Source organism: Haloarcula sp. CGMCC 1.2071 (assembly GCF_037078445.1).
In the GTDB taxonomy this organism is placed as follows: Archaea; Halobacteriota; Halobacteria; order Halobacteriales; family Haloarculaceae; genus Haloarcula; species Haloarcula amylolytica.
Genome location: NZ_JAYMGY010000006.1, coordinates 26,327 through 43,052 on the forward strand (window position 1 = coordinate 26,327; position 16,726 = coordinate 43,052).

At 62.2% G+C, this 16,726-nt stretch carries 12 protein-coding genes; 7 read left to right on the plus strand and 5 right to left on the minus strand.

Annotated elements, in window-relative coordinates:
• Positions 1 to 89: 89 nt before the first annotated feature.
• A complete protein-coding gene (locus tag VI234_RS12670) occupies positions 90 to 1,805 on the plus strand; it encodes an N-acyl-D-amino-acid deacylase family protein (RefSeq protein ID WP_008312082.1) in 1,716 nt (571 codons plus the stop codon).
• A 94-nt stretch (positions 1,806 to 1,899) separates the two neighbouring features.
• Here the strand turns inward: VI234_RS12670 and VI234_RS12675 are convergent, their stop codons facing one another.
• Positions 1,900 to 3,027, minus strand: a complete 1,128-nt coding sequence (locus VI234_RS12675) for a BMP family ABC transporter substrate-binding protein (RefSeq protein ID WP_336330206.1) — start codon at positions 3,025 to 3,027, stop codon at positions 1,900 to 1,902.
• Between the two features lie 195 nt (positions 3,028 to 3,222).
• Positions 3,223 to 4,374 (minus strand): BMP family ABC transporter substrate-binding protein, encoded by a 1,152-nt coding sequence (locus VI234_RS12680; RefSeq protein WP_336330207.1) that lies wholly within the window; start codon positions 4,372 to 4,374, stop codon positions 3,223 to 3,225.
• Positions 4,375 to 4,682: 308 nt separating this feature from the next.
• Between VI234_RS12680 and VI234_RS12685 the strand changes: the two genes are divergently transcribed.
• The 4 genes from VI234_RS12685 to VI234_RS12700 all read left to right on the plus strand — a co-directional run bounded on the left by VI234_RS12685 (position 4,683) and on the right by VI234_RS12700 (position 9,574).
• Positions 4,683 to 6,347 (plus strand): ABC transporter ATP-binding protein, encoded by a 1,665-nt coding sequence (locus VI234_RS12685; RefSeq protein WP_336330208.1) that lies wholly within the window; start codon positions 4,683 to 4,685, stop codon positions 6,345 to 6,347.
• Positions 6,347 to 7,447: an ABC transporter permease gene (locus VI234_RS12690; protein ID WP_191449597.1), complete on the plus strand. Its 1,101-nt coding sequence runs from the start codon at positions 6,347 to 6,349 to the stop codon at positions 7,445 to 7,447. The genes VI234_RS12685 and VI234_RS12690 overlap by 1 nt, the downstream gene beginning before the upstream one ends.
• Positions 7,447 to 8,439 (plus strand): ABC transporter permease, encoded by a 993-nt coding sequence (locus tag VI234_RS12695; RefSeq protein ID WP_008312092.1) that lies wholly within the window; start codon positions 7,447 to 7,449, stop codon positions 8,437 to 8,439. Before VI234_RS12690 ends, VI234_RS12695 begins: the two co-directional genes overlap by 1 nt.
• A gap of 100 nt (positions 8,440 to 8,539) precedes the next feature.
• Entirely contained in the window at positions 8,540 to 9,574 is a 1,035-nt protein-coding gene (locus tag VI234_RS12700) for an LLM class flavin-dependent oxidoreductase (RefSeq protein WP_336330209.1), read from the plus strand.
• 18 nt (positions 9,575 to 9,592) lie between these two features.
• Here VI234_RS12700 and VI234_RS12705 read toward each other — a convergent pair whose 3' ends face one another.
• The 3 genes from VI234_RS12705 to VI234_RS12715 form a co-directional block, all read right to left on the minus strand.
• Positions 9,593 to 10,999, minus strand: coding sequence for a uracil-xanthine permease family protein (locus VI234_RS12705; RefSeq protein ID WP_336330210.1), 1,407 nt, complete (start codon positions 10,997 to 10,999; stop codon positions 9,593 to 9,595).
• A gap of 234 nt (positions 11,000 to 11,233) precedes the next feature.
• Entirely contained in the window at positions 11,234 to 12,493 is a 1,260-nt protein-coding gene (thrC, locus tag VI234_RS12710) for a threonine synthase (protein WP_336330211.1), read from the minus strand.
• Between the two features lie 160 nt (positions 12,494 to 12,653).
• A complete protein-coding gene (locus tag VI234_RS12715) occupies positions 12,654 to 13,997 on the minus strand; it encodes a dihydroorotase (RefSeq protein WP_336330212.1) in 1,344 nt (447 codons plus the stop codon).
• Positions 13,998 to 14,139: 142 nt separating this feature from the next.
• Between VI234_RS12715 and VI234_RS12720 the strand changes: the two genes are divergently transcribed.
• A complete protein-coding gene (locus VI234_RS12720; RefSeq protein WP_008312100.1) occupies positions 14,140 to 15,438 on the plus strand; it encodes an amidohydrolase family protein in 1,299 nt (432 codons plus the stop codon).
• Positions 15,439 to 15,733: 295 nt separating this feature from the next.
• Positions 15,734 to 16,660 (plus strand): hypothetical protein, encoded by a 927-nt coding sequence (locus VI234_RS12725; protein ID WP_008312102.1) that lies wholly within the window; start codon positions 15,734 to 15,736, stop codon positions 16,658 to 16,660.
• Positions 16,661 to 16,726: the final 66 nt, after the last annotated feature.

The window sequence follows — 16,726 nt, forward strand, 5'->3', positions numbered from 1 at the left end:
GACAGACATGTGTGGCACGCGCTCGCCCGCCGTCACACACGGTTGAGACCACCGAAAGAGCCAAACGACCGTTCCGCGAGTCGGCAGACATGACCGAACCGAGTGCCGCGTCTATCGCGTTCCGAGACGCGCGGGTGCTGGACGGGAGCGGTCGCCCCTCGTTCACTGCGAGCGTGCGTGTCGCCGACGGCCGAATCGAAACAATCAGCGAGGCCCCCCTCGACGCCGACCGCGTGGTCGACCTCGACGGGTCGTATCTCGCGCCGGGGTTTATCGATATGCACGCGCATTCCGAGCTTCGACTGTTCGAGCATCCCGATGCGGAGGAGAAACTGACGCAGGGAATCACGACGGAAGTCCTCGGTCAGGACGGGGTCAGCGTCGCCCCGGTGCCACCGAACCTTACCGACGAATGGGCACAACGGGTCAAATCACTCGACGGCACGCTCGGCGAAACGTGGCCCTGGCACACCGTTGACGGCTACCTCGCGGCGCTCGAATCCGCCGACTCAGCCGTCAACTGTGCGTACTACGCCCCACACGGCAACATCAGGTCGATGCTGGCCGGGTTCGAGGACCGCCCGCTCGGCGGTGAACACGTCGTCGCCGCCGGGCCAGTCACCAGTCGACGGCTGGACAGACCAACGTCCGACCACGACACAGCGCCTGGTGAACTCGACGCCATTCGACAGGAACTCGAAGTGGCACTGGAACAGGGCGCGTTCGGTATGTCAAAGGGGATGATCTACCCGCCGAGTTCGTACGCTCGCGACGACGAACTGGTGGCGCTCGCGGACACCCTCGCCAAGCGTGACTCCTTCATGATTTCCCACGTCTGGAACGAGACGGACCGCGTGGTCGAATCTATCGACCGGTATCTCGACATCTGTCGGCGCGGCGGCTGTCACGCCCATGTCTCCCATCTCAAAGTCGGCGGCCAGCAGAACTGGGGCGATTCAGAGGCCGTGCTCGACCTGTTCGACGACGCTGTCGACCGGGGCCACCGCGTCACCTTCGACCAGTACCCCTACACGGCCGGCTCGACGATGCTCACCGCGCTGTTGCCGCCGTGGGCACGGCGGGGCGATTCGGAGGCCATCCGTCACCGTCTCAACTCCGCGGCAGTTCGGGACCGCATCGCCGCTGACATCTCACAGCCGGGGGACTGGGAGAACCTCGCGTACGCCGCCGGTTCGTGGGATAATATTCTCATAACGCGGACGGGGAGCGGTCGCCACCAGGGTGACACCATAGAGGATATCGCCGCTGAGATGGGCCGTGAGCCGGTTGATGCGATGTGTGACTTGCTCGTCACCGAAGAACTGGACGTGACGATGGCCGACTTCGTGATGGCCGAAGACGACATCGAACGGTTCCTCGCGGACGACCGCGGTACGTTCTGCACGGACGGTATCTTCGGTGGAAAACCCCACCCGCGGGCCATCGGGGCGTTCAGTCGCATCCTCGAACGGTACGTCCGCGAACGGGACGTACTCCCGCCGGAACTGATGGCGTACAAGGCCGCGGGCAACCCGGCTGATATCCTCGGCCTCAGGGACCGCGGATACGTCCGGGAGGGGTACGTCGCGGACCTCGTGGCCTTCGACCTCGATTCGGTGTCGGCGAACGCGACCTACGAGGACCCGTTCCAGTTCTCCGACGGGATGGAGTACGTCCTCGTTGGCGGCGAGGTTGCGGTCCGGGACGGCGAACTGACCGGCGAGCGAAACGGCACGGTGCTTCGGAGCTATGAGGAGTGGGGTGGTGCGTCCCGTCCGGCACTCGACCGTGCTGCTGATGACTAGATGGCCGCCCTGTCGGCACCCGATTGATTGGCCGACTGCTAGCCACCGCTGTGGCAATCCGTGGCTGAAATACGACCGCTGAGGTCGGACTGTCTTACTCCGGCACGTCGGCGTCGACGGCGTCGATGAAACTGTTCATCTCCTGGAAGAGGAACTCGTCGCTCTCGCCCTCGAACTCGGAGCCGGCCCAGACGTCGAGTTCGCCGTTGACGATTTGCTCTTCCGTCTCGGCGACGGTGTCTTTGACTTCCTGTGGGACCTCCGGTCCCCACTCGTCGAGTGCGGGGAGGTTCGTCTCCATGCCGCCCCAGAAAGCGTCGGATTCCCAGGTCCCGTCCCGGACTGCGGAGATGGTCGGGTCGTAGATCTCTTCCCAGTTCCACACCGGAGAGACGAGGTAGTTGTCGCCGCCGAACTCGCCCATCGGCGCGTTGTAGCCGGAGGCCCACACGTCCGCCTCGTTGGCCGCTCTGACCGGAGCCGGGGAGTCCTGCTCCTGTGAGATAACGTCACAGCCCTCGTCGATGAGCGAGTTGGCCGCCTGCTTGGAGGTCTGTGGGTCGAACCACGCGTTGACCCACCGGATTTTGAACGTCGCGTCGGGGTTCACTGACCGCGCGCCGAGCGCCATCGCGTTAATCGAGCGGATGACTTCGGGAATCGGGAACGCGGCGACGTAGCCGATGGTGTTGTTCTCTGTCACCATTCCGGCGGCCTGTCCGGCCAGATACCGGGGCTGGTAAATCCGGCCCATGTACCGCCCCATGTTCTCTCGGGTGCGGTAGCCGGTCGCGTGCTCGAAGTACGTGTCGTGGTACTGTTCCGCGATGGTGAACATCGGGTCCTGGTAGCCAAACGTCGTCCCGAAGACGATGTCGGCGTCACCCTGCGCGTACTGCTCGAAGACGCGCTCGGAGTCTTCCGGCGCGACAGCCTCTGTGTACTCGGTTTCCAGCCAGTCGTACTTCTCGTCGACCGCCTTTCGCCCCTCGTCGTGTGCATGGGACCACCCGAGGTCGCCGACCTCTGAGATGTACACCCAGGCGGCGGTGACCGAATCGGACCCGGAGCCTCCGTCGCTACCGGTCGTAGTGCCATCAGTCGAATCACCGTCGTCGCTCCCGCTGTCGCCACCACTACAGCCGGCTAGCGCGGTTACCCCTGACGCCCCGAGGGCACCCAGCATCTCTCGCCGCGATATCGTTCGGTTGGTATTCACCATTACTGAACTGGGTAGACGTAGCGAAAACTCCTACTTAAGAGATACCATCTTTGACCTTACAGCGAACAAATATATTCGGATGAACGTGCCCGAAAATCGTCTTCGTGGCTCGATACTACTACGACCGTGGTCACAGCCGTCTGAAAGGTCCCAGCAACTGCAGATGAGTACGTCAGCTGTGTGCCGCTGACAGGATCAGTCCGGGACCTCCCCCTCGACGGCGTCGACGTAACTGCTCATCTGCTGGAAGAGGAATTCGTCGCTCTCGCCTTCGAACGCCGAGTCGGCCCAGACATCCAGATCCCCGTCGAGTATCGCCGACCGTGACTCCGAGACGGTGTCCTTCGCTTCCTGAGGCACGTCCGGTCCCCAGTCGTCAAGACTACAGATGCCTGAATCGATTCCCTCCCAGTACGCGTCGGACTCCCAGGTTCCGTCCCTGACAGACTCGATTGTCGGGCCGTAGAACTCTTCCCAGTGCCAGATCGGGGAGGTGAGATAGTTCTCGCCGGCGATGTCGCCCATGGGAGCGTCGTAGCCAGTCGCCCAGATACCCGCATCGGAGGCCGCTCGGAGCGCGGCGGGGGAGTCCTGGTGCTGGGCCATCACGTCGACGTCCTCGTCCAGCAGGGCGTTCGCCGCCTCGCTTTCGGTCGGCGGGTCGAACCAGGAGTTCGTCCATCTGACCTTCAGCGTCGCGCTGTCGTTGACAGACGCGGCCCCGAGCGCGTAGGCGTTGATGCCACGGATGACCTCGGGAATCGGGAACGCCGCCACGTATCCCAGCGTATCTGTCTCCGTGACGGTACCGGCGGCCTGTCCGGCGAGATATCGAGGCTGATAGATCCGGCCCATGTACCGGCCCATGTTCTCCATCGTCAGGTAGCCGGTGTTGTGTTCGAAGTACGTGTCGGGGTACTGCTCCGCGACGGACGCCATCGGGTCCTGGTACTCGAACGTACAGCCGAAGATGATATCGGCGTCTCCCTGTGCGTACTGTTCGAACACCCGCTCGGAATCGGCCGGGGCGACAGCCTCGGTGTACTCCGTCTTCAGCCAGTCGTATTCTTCTGCGACCGCCTCCCGACCCTCGTTGTGGGCCCAGGACCAGCCGAGGTCCCCGACCTCCGAGTTGTACACCCAGGCGGCCGTGACCGAATCCGTTCCGGACCCGCCGTCACTACCGGTTGTGGTCCCGTCAGCAGCCCCGCCATCGGCGGTGTCGGTGGCTGCTTCGCCATCTCCCCCGTCACCCCCACCGCTACAACCGGCGAGTCCGGTAATTCCTGCTGCCCCAAGTGCTGTCAGTAGCTCCCGTCTCGATTTGGTGTGTTTCTTGTCAACCATTCACTATCCGGGTGCCCATTGCAGAAACAATCACTTAAATTGCCCCGTTCGTGCAGCTTTTTCTACCCTATTATCAACATATACGCCACAAAACCAGATTTATCATACGTAATCTGGTGACTATCTGCAGCATATGTTCATCCTACCGGTTGTCACGACAGACTGGATGAGCGTCGACAACGGACGCTAACACACAACAACTGATACTTGGCAAATGTCCGGCATTTCCCGTTCTGGACGGCGAATATGGCTACCTTTGGAAACAATTATGCCACTACATTGTTGATACCCGGCCAAGATCAGAGAGCATGTCCGAACACACCACGCTCAGGATGGAGGGGATTCTGAAGGAGTTCCCTGGGGTCGTCGCCAACGACCACATCGACCTCTCCGTCGAGCGCGGGGAAATCCACGGCCTCCTTGGTGAAAACGGCGCGGGAAAAAGCACGCTGATGAAGATTCTGTATGGGCTCTACTCTCAGGACGACGGCGATATCTATCTCGACGGCGAGCGACTCGACCTGGAGTCGCCACAGGACGCTATCGACGCCGGGATCGGGATGGTCCACCAGCACTTCATGCTGATACCACGCCTGACAGTCGCCGAAAACGTCGTGCTCGGTGAGCGTGAACCGGCCACGGCGTTCCGCAGCGATGCCGAGGGCAGCTGGCTCCCGGCGACGGTCCGGAACAACAGCCTCGTCCAGTCGCTGGCCGGCCAGTTCTCGCTCGGCCTCGACGTCCCCGAGCAGCGGATCCAGGACCTGGCGGACCAGTACGGGTTCGACATCGACGTGAGCGCGAAGATCTGGGAGCTCGACGTCGGCCAGCAACAGCGCGTCGAGATACTCAAGGCGCTGTACCGGGATGTCGACCTCCTGATTCTCGACGAACCGACGGCAGTCCTCACGCCGACCGAGGCCGAGCGGCTCTTCGACTCGCTCGAACGGCTGACTGACGAGGGACTCTCGATAATCTTCATTACCCACAAGCTCACGGAGGTCGACGCTATCGTCGACCGCGTAACGGTTCTCCGGGAGGGGCAAAACGTCGGTACCGCCGAGGTCTCGTCGGTCTCCCGTGCGGACCTCGCGGAGATGATGGTCGGCCGCGAAGTGCTGTTCGAAATCGACAGGGACGCTGTCGACCTCGGTGAGCCGGTTCTGCGCGCACGCGGGGTTGAGGCCACCGACAACCGAGATATCGAAGCGCTCTCCGGTATCGACCTGACGGTTCGGCAGGGCGAGATCGTCGGTATTGCGGGCGTGAGCGGCAACGGCCAGAAGGAACTCGCCGAGGTCATGGCTGGCATCCGGGACGTGACGGCCGGTGAGCTAGTGGTCAACGGCGAGGACATCACCGGCGCGAAACCGAAGACGTTCGTCGACAGCGGCGTCTCGTTCGTCCCCGAGGACCGACTCCAGTACGGCTGTGCCGAGGACCTCTCGGTGATGCACAACGCCACGATGAAAGACTTCAGGGACGGCCGGTTCGGCGACCGGCCGTTCCTGGACTACGGGGAACTCCAATCGTACGCCGAAACACTGGTTGAGGAGTTCGACGTCCGCGGTGTCAGCGACGTGACCGAGACCAAGGCCGGCGACCTCTCCGGGGGCAACCTCCAGAAGCTCATCTTGGCGCGGGAAATCTACCGCGACCCGGACCTGCTCATCGCGAACCAGCCGACCCGTGGCGTCGACGTCGGCGCAATCGAGTTCATCAGGGAGACGCTGCTCGAACAGCGCAAGGCGGGCACCGGTATTATCCTGCTCTCGGAGGATTTGGACGAGCTTTTCGACCTGAGCGACAGAATTCTCGTCGTCTACGAGGGCGAGTTCGTCTACGAAACGACACCGGCCGAGGCCGACCGGGAACGGATCGGTCTGGAGATGACCGGCGGTGGTGGGGACGACGGCGACGAAACCGGTGTCCCACCGCCCCAGTCCGGGGTCACACAGGAGGGTGAGAGCTGATGAACGTCGCAGTAAACGTCGACGCACGCGAGGACATTCCCGTCTGGCTGGCGTACGGGACGCCCGTGTTCACCGTACTGGCCGCGCTGGCAGTGAGCGCCATCGCGCTGGTCGTCCTCGACGTGAACCCCGTCGCGGCGTACACGACGATGTTCGTCGATACGCTCTTTACCGAGTTCGGTCTCAGAGAGACGCTGACGAAGGCTGTACCGCTGATTCTCACGGGCCTGGCGGTGTATCTCCCGTTGAAGGCAGGACTGTTCAACATCGGGGCCGAGGGGCAACTCGTCGCCGGTGCGCTTGCCGGAACCTGGATCGGGCTGAACGTCTCGCTCCCGGGGCTCGCACTGGTCCCGCTGATGTTCGTCGCCGCGGCCGTCGCCGGCGGTATCTGGGCGGGCATTCCGGCCTACCTGCGCGCGAGATGGGACGTCAACGAGATTATCACGTCGCTACTACTGACGTTCGTCGCGCTCGAAATCCAGAGCTACCTGCTCAGGGGACCGATGCAGGGCGGGACGGGGAACTTCCCGCAGTCCGAGCGGTTCTCCGAGGCCGCGACGATTCCGGAGCTGTTCGGCGGCGTCCACGCCGGCTTACTCGTCGCCGTCTGCATGGTCGTGGTGACCTACGTCCTGATGACGAAAACGCGACTCGGGTTCGAAATCACGTTCGTCGGTTCGAACGACGAGGCCGCCCAGCAGGCGGGCATGAGCAAGTTCTACGTGTACCTCCTGGTATTCGTCGTCGGGGGCGCGTTCGCTGCCATGGGCGGCATCAGCGAAATCGCCGGCGCACAGGGTCGCTACCGCGCCGGGTTCGAACCGGGGTACGGCTTCACCGCAATTCCGATTGCGCTGCTGGGTCGCAACAGCGCGTTCAAGGTGATGCTCGCGGGGCTGTTCTTCGCTGTGCTGTTCGTCGGCGGGTCGAGCATGGAAGTGGCCTTTGGCGTGCCCGCGGCGCTGGTCGAGATCATCCAGGCGCTGGTCATCCTCTTCCTCATCACTGCGGAGTTCTTCAAGAGCTACCGTGTCGGCATCGACGTAAAACGCGGGCCAGCGGAGACACCGGCCCAGCCACAACGGGGTGACGACTGATGGTGAGTTTCATCGCCGGACTGCTCGATGCCACCGTTCAGGCGGCGACGGTGCTCCTCCTCGCCGGGATGGGGGAACTCATTAGCGAGCGGGCGGGCGTTCTCAACCTCGGCGTCGAAGGGATGATGCTCGTCGGTGCGCTCGGTGGGTTCATCACTACCGTCCTCACGGGGAGTCACTGGCTCGGGTTCGGCGTCGGTATCCTCCTCGGGATGGTGCTCGCGCTGGTCCACGCGTTCCTCTGTATCACGCTGAAGTCGAACCAGGTCATCAGCGGCGTCATGCTGACACTGCTGGGGACCGGTCTCACGACGTTTTTCGGTTCCGGCTGGGTCGAGGAGTCCATCGACGGCTTCCCGCAGATGACGCTCCCGTTTGTCGGACAGTATCTCGTCGATATCCCGGTCATCGGTGAGGCCTTCTTCCGGAGCACGGCGACGGACTACCTCGCGCTCGGCTTGCTGGTCGTGGTCTGGTACTTCCTGTACCACTCGAACCTCGGACTGGAGATGATAGCCGTCGGCGAAGACCCCGAGATGGCGGACACGATGGGTGTCTCCGTGTTCAGACTGCGGTATCTCGCGGTACTCATCGGCGGCGGGTTCGCCGGCGCGGCCGGGGCACACCTCTCGCTGGCGTTCTCACAGCTCTGGGTCCCCGGCATGACCGCGGGCCGTGGCTGGATCGCCGTCGCGCTGGTCATCTTCGCACAGTGGCGGCCCCGCCGGATGCTGGTCGGAGCCTACCTGTTCGGCCTGCTCGACGCGCTCCGAATCCGCTCGCAGTCCATCTCGCTGACGGTGGGTCCTGACGCGCCACTCGCCGGGGTTATCAATCCCATCGTTGAGTTCCTCATGAACCCACAGATCATGGGGACGTACCCGTATCTGGCGACGATTCTCGTACTGGCTTACGCCGTCATCCGAACCAAGAGCGACCAGCTCGCGGTCCCCTCGGCGCTGTTGCAGTCCTACAGCCGCGAGACGGATTAACGGATAGTCGGGTACGGGCCGAATCGAGCGGCCACACCTGCCACAGACCGTGTGTGTGGCCAAATCTATTTATCGGCATTCGAAGAATTCAGCATGTCTCATGAGCGCCAATCAGGTCTTCGAGAGAGGCGACCGTGTCGGGATCTACTTGCAGGACAAACACTCGCTGGAAGAGAACGTGGAACTCGTACAGTACGCGGAGGAGCAGGGTATCGACGAGATCTGGCAAGCCGAATCGCGGCTGGCACGCGACGCCGTGTCCCCGCTCGGCGCGTACGCCGCGGTCACCGACGACATCAAACTCGGCACCGGCGTCATCAACAACTGGACGCGTAATGCGGCGCTCATCGCGCAGACGATGAGTACGCTGGAGGAACTCGCCGGTCCGGACCGTATCATGTGTGGCATCGGAGCCTGGTGGGACCCGCTGGCGGAGAAAGTCGGCATCGACCGTAGCGGCGCACTGCGGGCGATGCGCGAGTGCGTCGAGGTGACGCAGGACCTGCTCGATATGGAGAACGTCACCTACGACGGGGAGTTCGTCCAGATGCGCGACGTGGAACTGGACGTGGTCCACGGCGACGACGGGCCGCGCACTGTCCCCGTGTACGTCGGCGGGACGGGATTCAAGATGCTGGAACTCACCGGCCACTTCGCCGACGGAGCGCTGCTGAACTACCTCGTCAGCCCGGAGTACAACGAGAAGGCCCTCGACGCACTTGAGACCGGGGCAGAGCGTGGCGACCGCTCGCTCGACGACATCGACCGGCCCCAGTTAGTCGTCTGTTCGATGGACCACGACGAGGAGAAGGCGCTGGACAACGCCCGCGAACTCATCACGCAGTATCTCGGACAACAGCCCCACATTATGAAAGCCAGCGGCGTCAGCCAGGACCTCATCGACGAGGTGGGCGAAACCATCGGCGGGTGGCCGGCCGACAAGGACGACATCAAAGAGGGGATGCACCTCATTCCGGACGACGTAGTTCACAAACTCACCGCCAGCGGCACGCCCGAACAGTGCCGAGAGAAAGTCCGGGAATACGCGGAAACTGGCTGCCAGTGCCCAATCCTCTATCCGCTGGGCGACGACCGGCGGCTGATGATAGACGAGTTCGCGGACGGCTACCTGTAGGCTGTTCTGGACCGACCCTCAATCGTCGTCGACCGGCGGTGCGCCTGCGCCCGCCTCAGCCACCTCGGGTTTCAGCCCAGCGGTGTATTCCGTCGGTCCGGTTCCGACGCTCCCACCGGGGAACACAATGTTGAGAATGAGGGCGGTCATCCCGCCCGTTACGAGTGCGGACCCGAACAGCGTCTGCACCTCGGACGGGAAGTTCTGGAGAATCTCGGGGCGGAAGGCGACGCCGAGGCCGAGCGCCATCGACATCGCCAGGATGGTCGAGTTGCGGTGGTCTAGCTCGACGTTTTGCGTTATGAGGCGCGCCCCGGAGGAGAATATCATCGCGAACAGGATGAGCGCACCGCCGCCCAGCACGGCGTCGGGCATCGCCGAGACGACCGCGCCTACCTTCGGGACGAACCCGAGTGCAAGCAACACGACGCCCCCGATGCCGGCGACGTATCGGCTGGCGACGCCGGTGAAGTTCACGAGACCGACATTTTGGGAGAACGACGTGTTCGGGAGCGCGTTGAACACCGCGCCGAAGACGCTCATCACGCCGTCGGCGACGAGGCCGCCGCGGATTTCCTCCCGGGTGGCGTCCCTTCCGGTTGCGGACACCGTCCCTGAGATATCTCCAATAGTTTCCATCCCAGTGATGATATAGAGGAAGGCCACGGTGACGATGGCGCTTGGTTCGAACACGAGGCCGTATTTGAGCGGGACGGGGACCGTCACCCATCCGGCTGCGGCGACAGCTGAGAGGTCGACCACGCCCAGCGCGAGCGCAACAGCGTAGCCGACGATGATGCCAACGAAGACGCTGATGACGCGAAGGAACCCCTCGAAGAACTGGTTCAAACCGACCGTGACAATCAGAACGAGCCCCGCGAGTCCGAGATTCACGACGGAGCCATACCCTTCCGCCGACGGACCGGCGGACGCGCCTGCGGCGTAGTTCATTCCCGTCGGGATGAGCGTCAGTCCGATGAGCATCACAACGATGCCGGTGACCAGGGGCGGGAAGTACTGCCGAAACCGGTCGAACGAGACACCCATGATGACCTCGACCGGCGCAGCAAGCAGTGACGCGCCGAAGACGGCGGCGATACCGAACTGGTTGCCGATGCCGATGAGTGGGCCGAGGAACGCGAAACTGGTTCCCATGACGACCGGGAGCCGCGCGCCGACGGGACCGACCGGGTACGCCTGAACGATGGTCGCGATACCGGCGACGATGAGTGCCATCTGGACCAGGAACGTCGTCTCTCCTGTGATAGAGCCGACGGCTCCCGCGAGGATGAGCGGGGGTGCGACGTTACCCAAGAACATCGCGAGAACGTGCTGGATGCCGAGGGGGATTGCCTTCCCCAACGGCGGCTTGTCTTCGATATCGTACAGTACGACTGACTGTTGTTCCGCCTCTGGACCGGCCATGTGCCGCCATCCAACGGCCTGTCTTTTCAAACCACCTACTAGAATCCTAATACCAATATATGTGTTTAATTTTGCCTACGAAACACGTTCGTATGTCTCACCACTCTGAGGTAATCGTGTGAAACACAGTCCGGCGTCTCATCGAATTGCAAACCCTTCGACTCGACAGTGTCTCGAAACTGATTGCAAAATAAGTAGCGGGCTGGCCCGTGACAAATCAGCCCTCTAGTGGCGTTAGTCGTCGGCTGTGGCTTCTTCGGCAGTGCCGTACAGGCTTTCGACTTCCGCGATGTCGGGGTCGATTCGGTCGACCCCGCCGGTTGCCTTCTCGGCGCTTTTCGTGTCCTTCAGGCCGAAGCCGGTAGACACCACGACGACGGTTTCGTCCTGCTCGATGATCCCACGGTCGAGCGCCGTCTGGACGCCGGCGACGGGTGTCGCACCCGCCGGCTCGGAATAGATTCCCTCGGTGCTGCCAAGCAGTTTCTCTGCCGCCAGAATCTCGTCGTCAGAGACCAGCACGCTCGTTCCGCCGCTCTGTTCCAGCGCGCGGCAGGCTTTAATAGTGTTCCGCGGCCGCCCGACCGCGATTGAGTCAGCCAGCGTTTCGGCGATATCGTCGATATCGTCGTGGTCGTGGAAGGCGTCGTGGATGGCCGACGCGCCGTCGGCCTGGACCCCCAGCATCTTGGGGTGGCCGTCGACGTAGCCGAGGTCGTAGAACTCCTTGAAGCCCTTCCATGCCCCGGCTATCGTACAGCCGTCGCCCATCGAGAACACGACCCAGTCCGGGACGTGCCCGCGGGCGATAGACTGGTCTGCGAGTTCGTGGCCGACCGTCCGCTTGCCCTCGACTTGGAACGGATTGATGGCCGCGTTGCGGTTGTACCAGCCGTACTTCTCGGTCACTTCGACGCTGAGGTCGTAGGCTTCGTCGTAGCTGCCGTTGACAGCGAGGACGTCCGCGCCGTAGACGAGTGGCTGCGCGAGCTTGCCCGTGGGGGCATCACCGGGGACGAAGATGCGACAGTCCATCCCCCCGCGGGCGGCATAGCCCGACAGCGACGCGGCGGCGTTCCCGGTCGAAGCGCAGGTGATGATGTCGCGGTCGGCGTGTTTGGCCTTCGTGACGGCGATAGCGCTGGCGCGGTCCTTGAAACAGCCCGTCGGGTTCCGCCCGTCGTCTTTGACGAGCGTCTCGACGCCCAGCGCGTCACTGAGGTTCGGCGCATCGAAGAGGTCCGTCCCGCCTTCGTTGAGCGTCACGATGTCGGCGTCCGCTGCGACCGGCAGGAACGCCTCGTACTTCCACTGGCTCGCTATCGGCCCGCCGAGGTCGCCGTCGAACGCGTCGTCGATAGCGTCGTAGTCGTATGTCACTTCGAGAATTCCCTTTACGCCCTCGTGTTCGGGACAGGTGTAGATGATCTGGTTCGGGTCGTACTCCGCCCCACAGAGTGTACACTCGAGGGTTGTGACTTGCGTCATGCCCATATTACTCCCTGAGTACAACTGGGTATAAAACCGTACTGCGGCTTTAGCTCGATTGTGTGGTGACCCTCCTCTGTCGTGGCTGACACACATTCACACACGGCCAGCACACGTCACACATCTATTTGTGAACCATCTATCAGGTCAATGGAGACCAAAACCGCTACAGCGGGCGGTCCAAGAACTGGCCACGGCCCGCCGTTGACTGGACCTCGTGGTCCTTCGCGACGATCTCACCGCCGGCGACGACCATATCTACGCGCGCGCTCCAGTGCTGTCCCTCGTACGGCGTCCAGCCACCGATGAACGTATGCTCGTCGGCGGTGACCTCGTACTCCTCGGTCCGGATGAGCATCACGTCCGCGTCCGTTCCGACTTGCAGTGAGCCTTTCTTGGGATAGATGCCAGCGTTCTGGGCCGGTGCCGCACACACGAGTTCACGTAGTCGCGGCCACGAAATCCGATCCTCGTGGACGCCCTCGCTGACGAGGAACTCGACCATCGTCTCGACGCCCGGGAGGCCGGCGTATGGCTCCCAGATGTCCTCCCAGCCGACTTCCCGTGTTTCTCGGTAGGTTGGGAAGTGATCCGTGCCGATGAGGTCAATCGTCCCGTCCCGAACTGCGTCCCAGAGCCGCTCCCGCTCGGCGTCGGATTTGAGGCTGGGATTCACCTTCAGGAACGGCCCGTGTTCAGCAACGTCTCCCTTCGAGAAGGCCAGATACTGTGGACAGGTCTCCAGTGTGACCGGGATTTTCGCTCGGGATTTGAAGCGGTCGCCCTCGCGTGCGCCGCTCCCGCTTGAGATGTGGACGACGTGCAGCGGACAGTCGGCGTACTCCGCGAAATAGCCCGCCCGGGAAATCGCGTCAAGTTCGGCTTCGAGCGGCCGTGAGTCCATGTACACGTCGGGCTCGTCGCCTTCGGTAGTCGACCGCGCATCGTCGAGCAGCCCCTGCGTCTCGCAGTGAACGCGAACCGTTCCATCGGCATCGCCGACGCGCCGCATGAGTCGGGCGATGGACGCGTCGCTCGCCAGATACGGGTCGGCGGTGAACGTCTTGAAATCCGCCGTTCCGGCGTCCATGATGCCGGCCACGTCGATGTCTGGCTCTTGGACATTACCTGCGACAAGGCCGAAATCGACGTGTGCGAGCGCCGAGCACGTCTCTGCTTTCTCCCGCAGTGCTTCGGGAGTCATGACGGGTGTCTGCGTCGGTAACTCGATGACTGTCGTCACCCCGCCGGCGACCGCACTCGCGGTCTGGGACGCAAAGTCGATCCCGTCCGGAAACAGTTCGTCGTCGTGCATGTGGGTGTGCACGTCGATAGCACCCGGGAGCGCGACCATGCCGTCCGCGTCGATGACGGTGTCCGGGTCACTGGGAGCCGGGACTGACGACGCCGGACCAGCGGCGTCTATCGTTCCGTCGGAAATCGCGATCTCACCGTGCTGGACGCCCGACGCCGTCACCACCTCTGCGTCTTTGATGTGAGTCTCTGTCATGCCAGTACGGCCAGGGCGAACCACGAAAACAGTTAGTGTGTGAGACGCCACATACGGCGCACACTGTGGTTGTGATAGAATGGCCGCTAAGGCCGTTCTGGGGCGGAGTAGCTTTTAGTCGGTTGCCGGTATCGCCCAACCTGTGATACTGAACGCAGGGACGCTCATCACGATGGACGATGAGCGTACGGTCCGGTCCGAGGCACACGTCATTGTCGAGGACGGTGAAATCGTCGCTATCGAGGACGGCTACGCGTCCGGTGCTGACGTGATCGACGCCACTGACGAGGTCGTCATCCCGGGACTGGTGAACTGCCACACCCATATGTACGCGCTCCCGATTCGCGGTGCGCCGCTCGCTGTCTCACCTGAGAGCTTTTACGAAGCGCTCGTTGACATCTGGTGGAACGTCGACGAAGCGTTCACCGAGCGTGACGCCCGCCTCTCCGCACTGGGGTCCTGTGCCGAGATGCTTCAGAGCGGCGTCACAACCTTCTGTGACAACTACTCCGGGCCGAACACGCTGCCGGGCGGCCTCGACGCCGTCGCAGCGGGCGTCGTACAGACGCCGATCCGCGGGATGATTACCTTCGAGACGACGGCCCGAAACTCCGAGTCCCAGGCCAGAGACGGCATCGCGGAGAATCAGCGATTCATCGACGAAGCGGAAGACGAGTACGACTCCGTCTCCGGCCACTACTGCCTCCACACGCTGTTTACCAACACCGAAGATATCGTTGCGGAGTGCGTCAACCGGGCTACCGACGACGACCGCCCCATCCAGATACACCTCGAAGAGGGTCTGATCGACGTTCACGAATCTATCGCCGACTACGGGAAACGACCGGTGCCAGCGCTCGAAGACATGGGCTTTTTCGACGCCGAAATCATCGCCGCCCACTGCGTCCATTCCACCGAGTCCGAAATCGAAATCCTCGCCGAAAACGACGTCAACGTCGCACACAACCCCTATTCCAACATCAACAACGCCGTCGGTATCGCCGATGTCGAAACGATGCAAGCCAACGACATGACGATCGGGCTGGGTGACGACGGATGGGACCCGGATATGTTCGAGACCATGCGCTCGGCCGTCGGTATCCACAAACTCAAGCAGCGCAACCCGAGCGGCTTCGACATGGCGACTGCCCTCGAATGGGCGACAATCGGCAGCGCGGCAGTGCTGGGGATGGACGATGCTGTCGGCAGTATCGAGGTCGGCAAACGCGGTGATTTCGTCACGCTGGATCTGGGGCCGAACCCGGTGTTGGAGGGGAGTGCGCCCTACTACGTAGTCAGCGCCGCAAGCCGTGCGGACGTAACTCGGACGATTATCGATGGAGAGACTGTGTACGACCAGCAATCGGGTGTCACTGGAGTCGATGATTCGGACATGACCGCCGTCGGCGATGCGAGTGCCGAACTCTGGGAACGGTTGTAGGAGTTACCGGCTGTGAATGACACCTGTTCGACTGCCGCAAATATATACACTCTAAGGGTGTATATTAACTTCTTCTGCGAATTGCGGAGAGTCGCCCTTTCCGGCCACGGAAACTAACACTCTAAGGGTGTAAAAGACCGGGAGATATCTCGATTTCACCGTAGATGTGCACATTCTGTACACACGGTATTTCGACCGCAGCGAGGTTGACGGACCAAATCTGTCTATGCAGTGTGTTGTCGCAAATGTTTCCGGTTCCCGTATGTAATAGTGGGACTGTGTGCGTGAGTGTGATATGGTAGTTAGTGACGCCTTTGAGACGTTCACGCAGGTGCTCGAGTGTCTAGATTCGTCTGACACTGAGGTCAAATCGGTCTCAGTCAGGGGCCAGACGACAGCGGATAACGACGAAATCAGTGCTGACCTGACACTCGCGACGCCGGTATTCGGTGGCGTATCGATACACGACGACGTATCTGTCGAGGCTGAGGGGTTCGATTTGACCGATAAGCGGGTTGAGATTGACGTGACGGTTACCGTCCCTGTCGGAACTGACATACCAGTACCATCAGACGATCAGGGGGGCACGTCCAATGAACTGGCAGAGACCCTCTCGCAGTCGGATTCCGTGCCAGCATACAAGGACCCCGAGGCACTTCAGGCGGCTTACGAGGCCTGCGATACGTTCCCGGAGATGACCGAAGCGCTTGACGCCGACGTGACGTCCGAAACTGTGCGCCGATATATGGTGGAGTACGATATCCACGACCCGACTGATACGACGCCACAGGCAGGCGGACTCAGCCTTGCGGACGTGCAGACAGATTCGGATACCGACAGCGACGCCAGCTCCCCGGTCGAGTCGGACCCTTCTGAAGACAGGGTGGCCGACAACAGCCAACCCGAAGGACCGGACGGATTGGGGGCCAGATCTGTCGCCGACCTGCTCGCTGAGGCGGACTCGCAGGACAGCGACGACAATCTCGTCGCGGATGGAATCGGTATCTCTCAGGACGTGACTGTGGCCGACCTCGCACAGACTGTTACCCAGTCCACCTCACTGGACGAGGTGACCCAGCGTCTCGATTTGAGCCAGACACACGCCCGGAGATTACTGTCGGAACTGGACCTCCTCGACCTCGTCACCCATCGGCTGGCAGCCACCCAGATACGTGTCTCGAACGCCGAAATCAAGCGCCGTATCACTGCTGCCAGTCGGTAACTGATCTCTACATGGTGGTTGTGTGCGAAGATTAACCTTCATTATAAAAGGAAAATGTTTTTGTAG

Coding starts and splice junctions, on each gene's coding strand:
- VI234_RS12675 (WP_336330206.1), bottom strand. CDS start 3,027: ATGGTGAATACCAACCGAACGATATCGCGGCGAGAGATGCTGGGTGCC.
- VI234_RS12680 (WP_336330207.1), bottom strand. CDS start 4,374: ATGGTTGACAAGAAACACACCAAATCGAGACGGGAGCTACTGACAGCA.
- VI234_RS12670 (WP_008312082.1), top strand. CDS start 90: ATGACCGAACCGAGTGCCGCGTCTATCGCGTTCCGAGACGCGCGGGTG.
- VI234_RS12725 (WP_008312102.1), top strand. CDS start 15,734: ATGGTAGTTAGTGACGCCTTTGAGACGTTCACGCAGGTGCTCGAGTGT.
- VI234_RS12705 (WP_336330210.1), bottom strand. CDS start 10,999: ATGGCCGGTCCAGAGGCGGAACAACAGTCAGTCGTACTGTACGATATC.
- VI234_RS12715 (WP_336330212.1), bottom strand. CDS start 13,997: ATGACAGAGACTCACATCAAAGACGCAGAGGTGGTGACGGCGTCGGGC.
- VI234_RS12690 (WP_191449597.1), top strand. CDS start 6,347: ATGAACGTCGCAGTAAACGTCGACGCACGCGAGGACATTCCCGTCTGG.
- VI234_RS12685 (WP_336330208.1), top strand. CDS start 4,683: ATGTCCGAACACACCACGCTCAGGATGGAGGGGATTCTGAAGGAGTTC.
- VI234_RS12700 (WP_336330209.1), top strand. CDS start 8,540: ATGAGCGCCAATCAGGTCTTCGAGAGAGGCGACCGTGTCGGGATCTAC.
- VI234_RS12695 (WP_008312092.1), top strand. CDS start 7,447: ATGGTGAGTTTCATCGCCGGACTGCTCGATGCCACCGTTCAGGCGGCG.
- thrC (WP_336330211.1), bottom strand. CDS start 12,493: ATGGGCATGACGCAAGTCACAACCCTCGAGTGTACACTCTGTGGGGCG.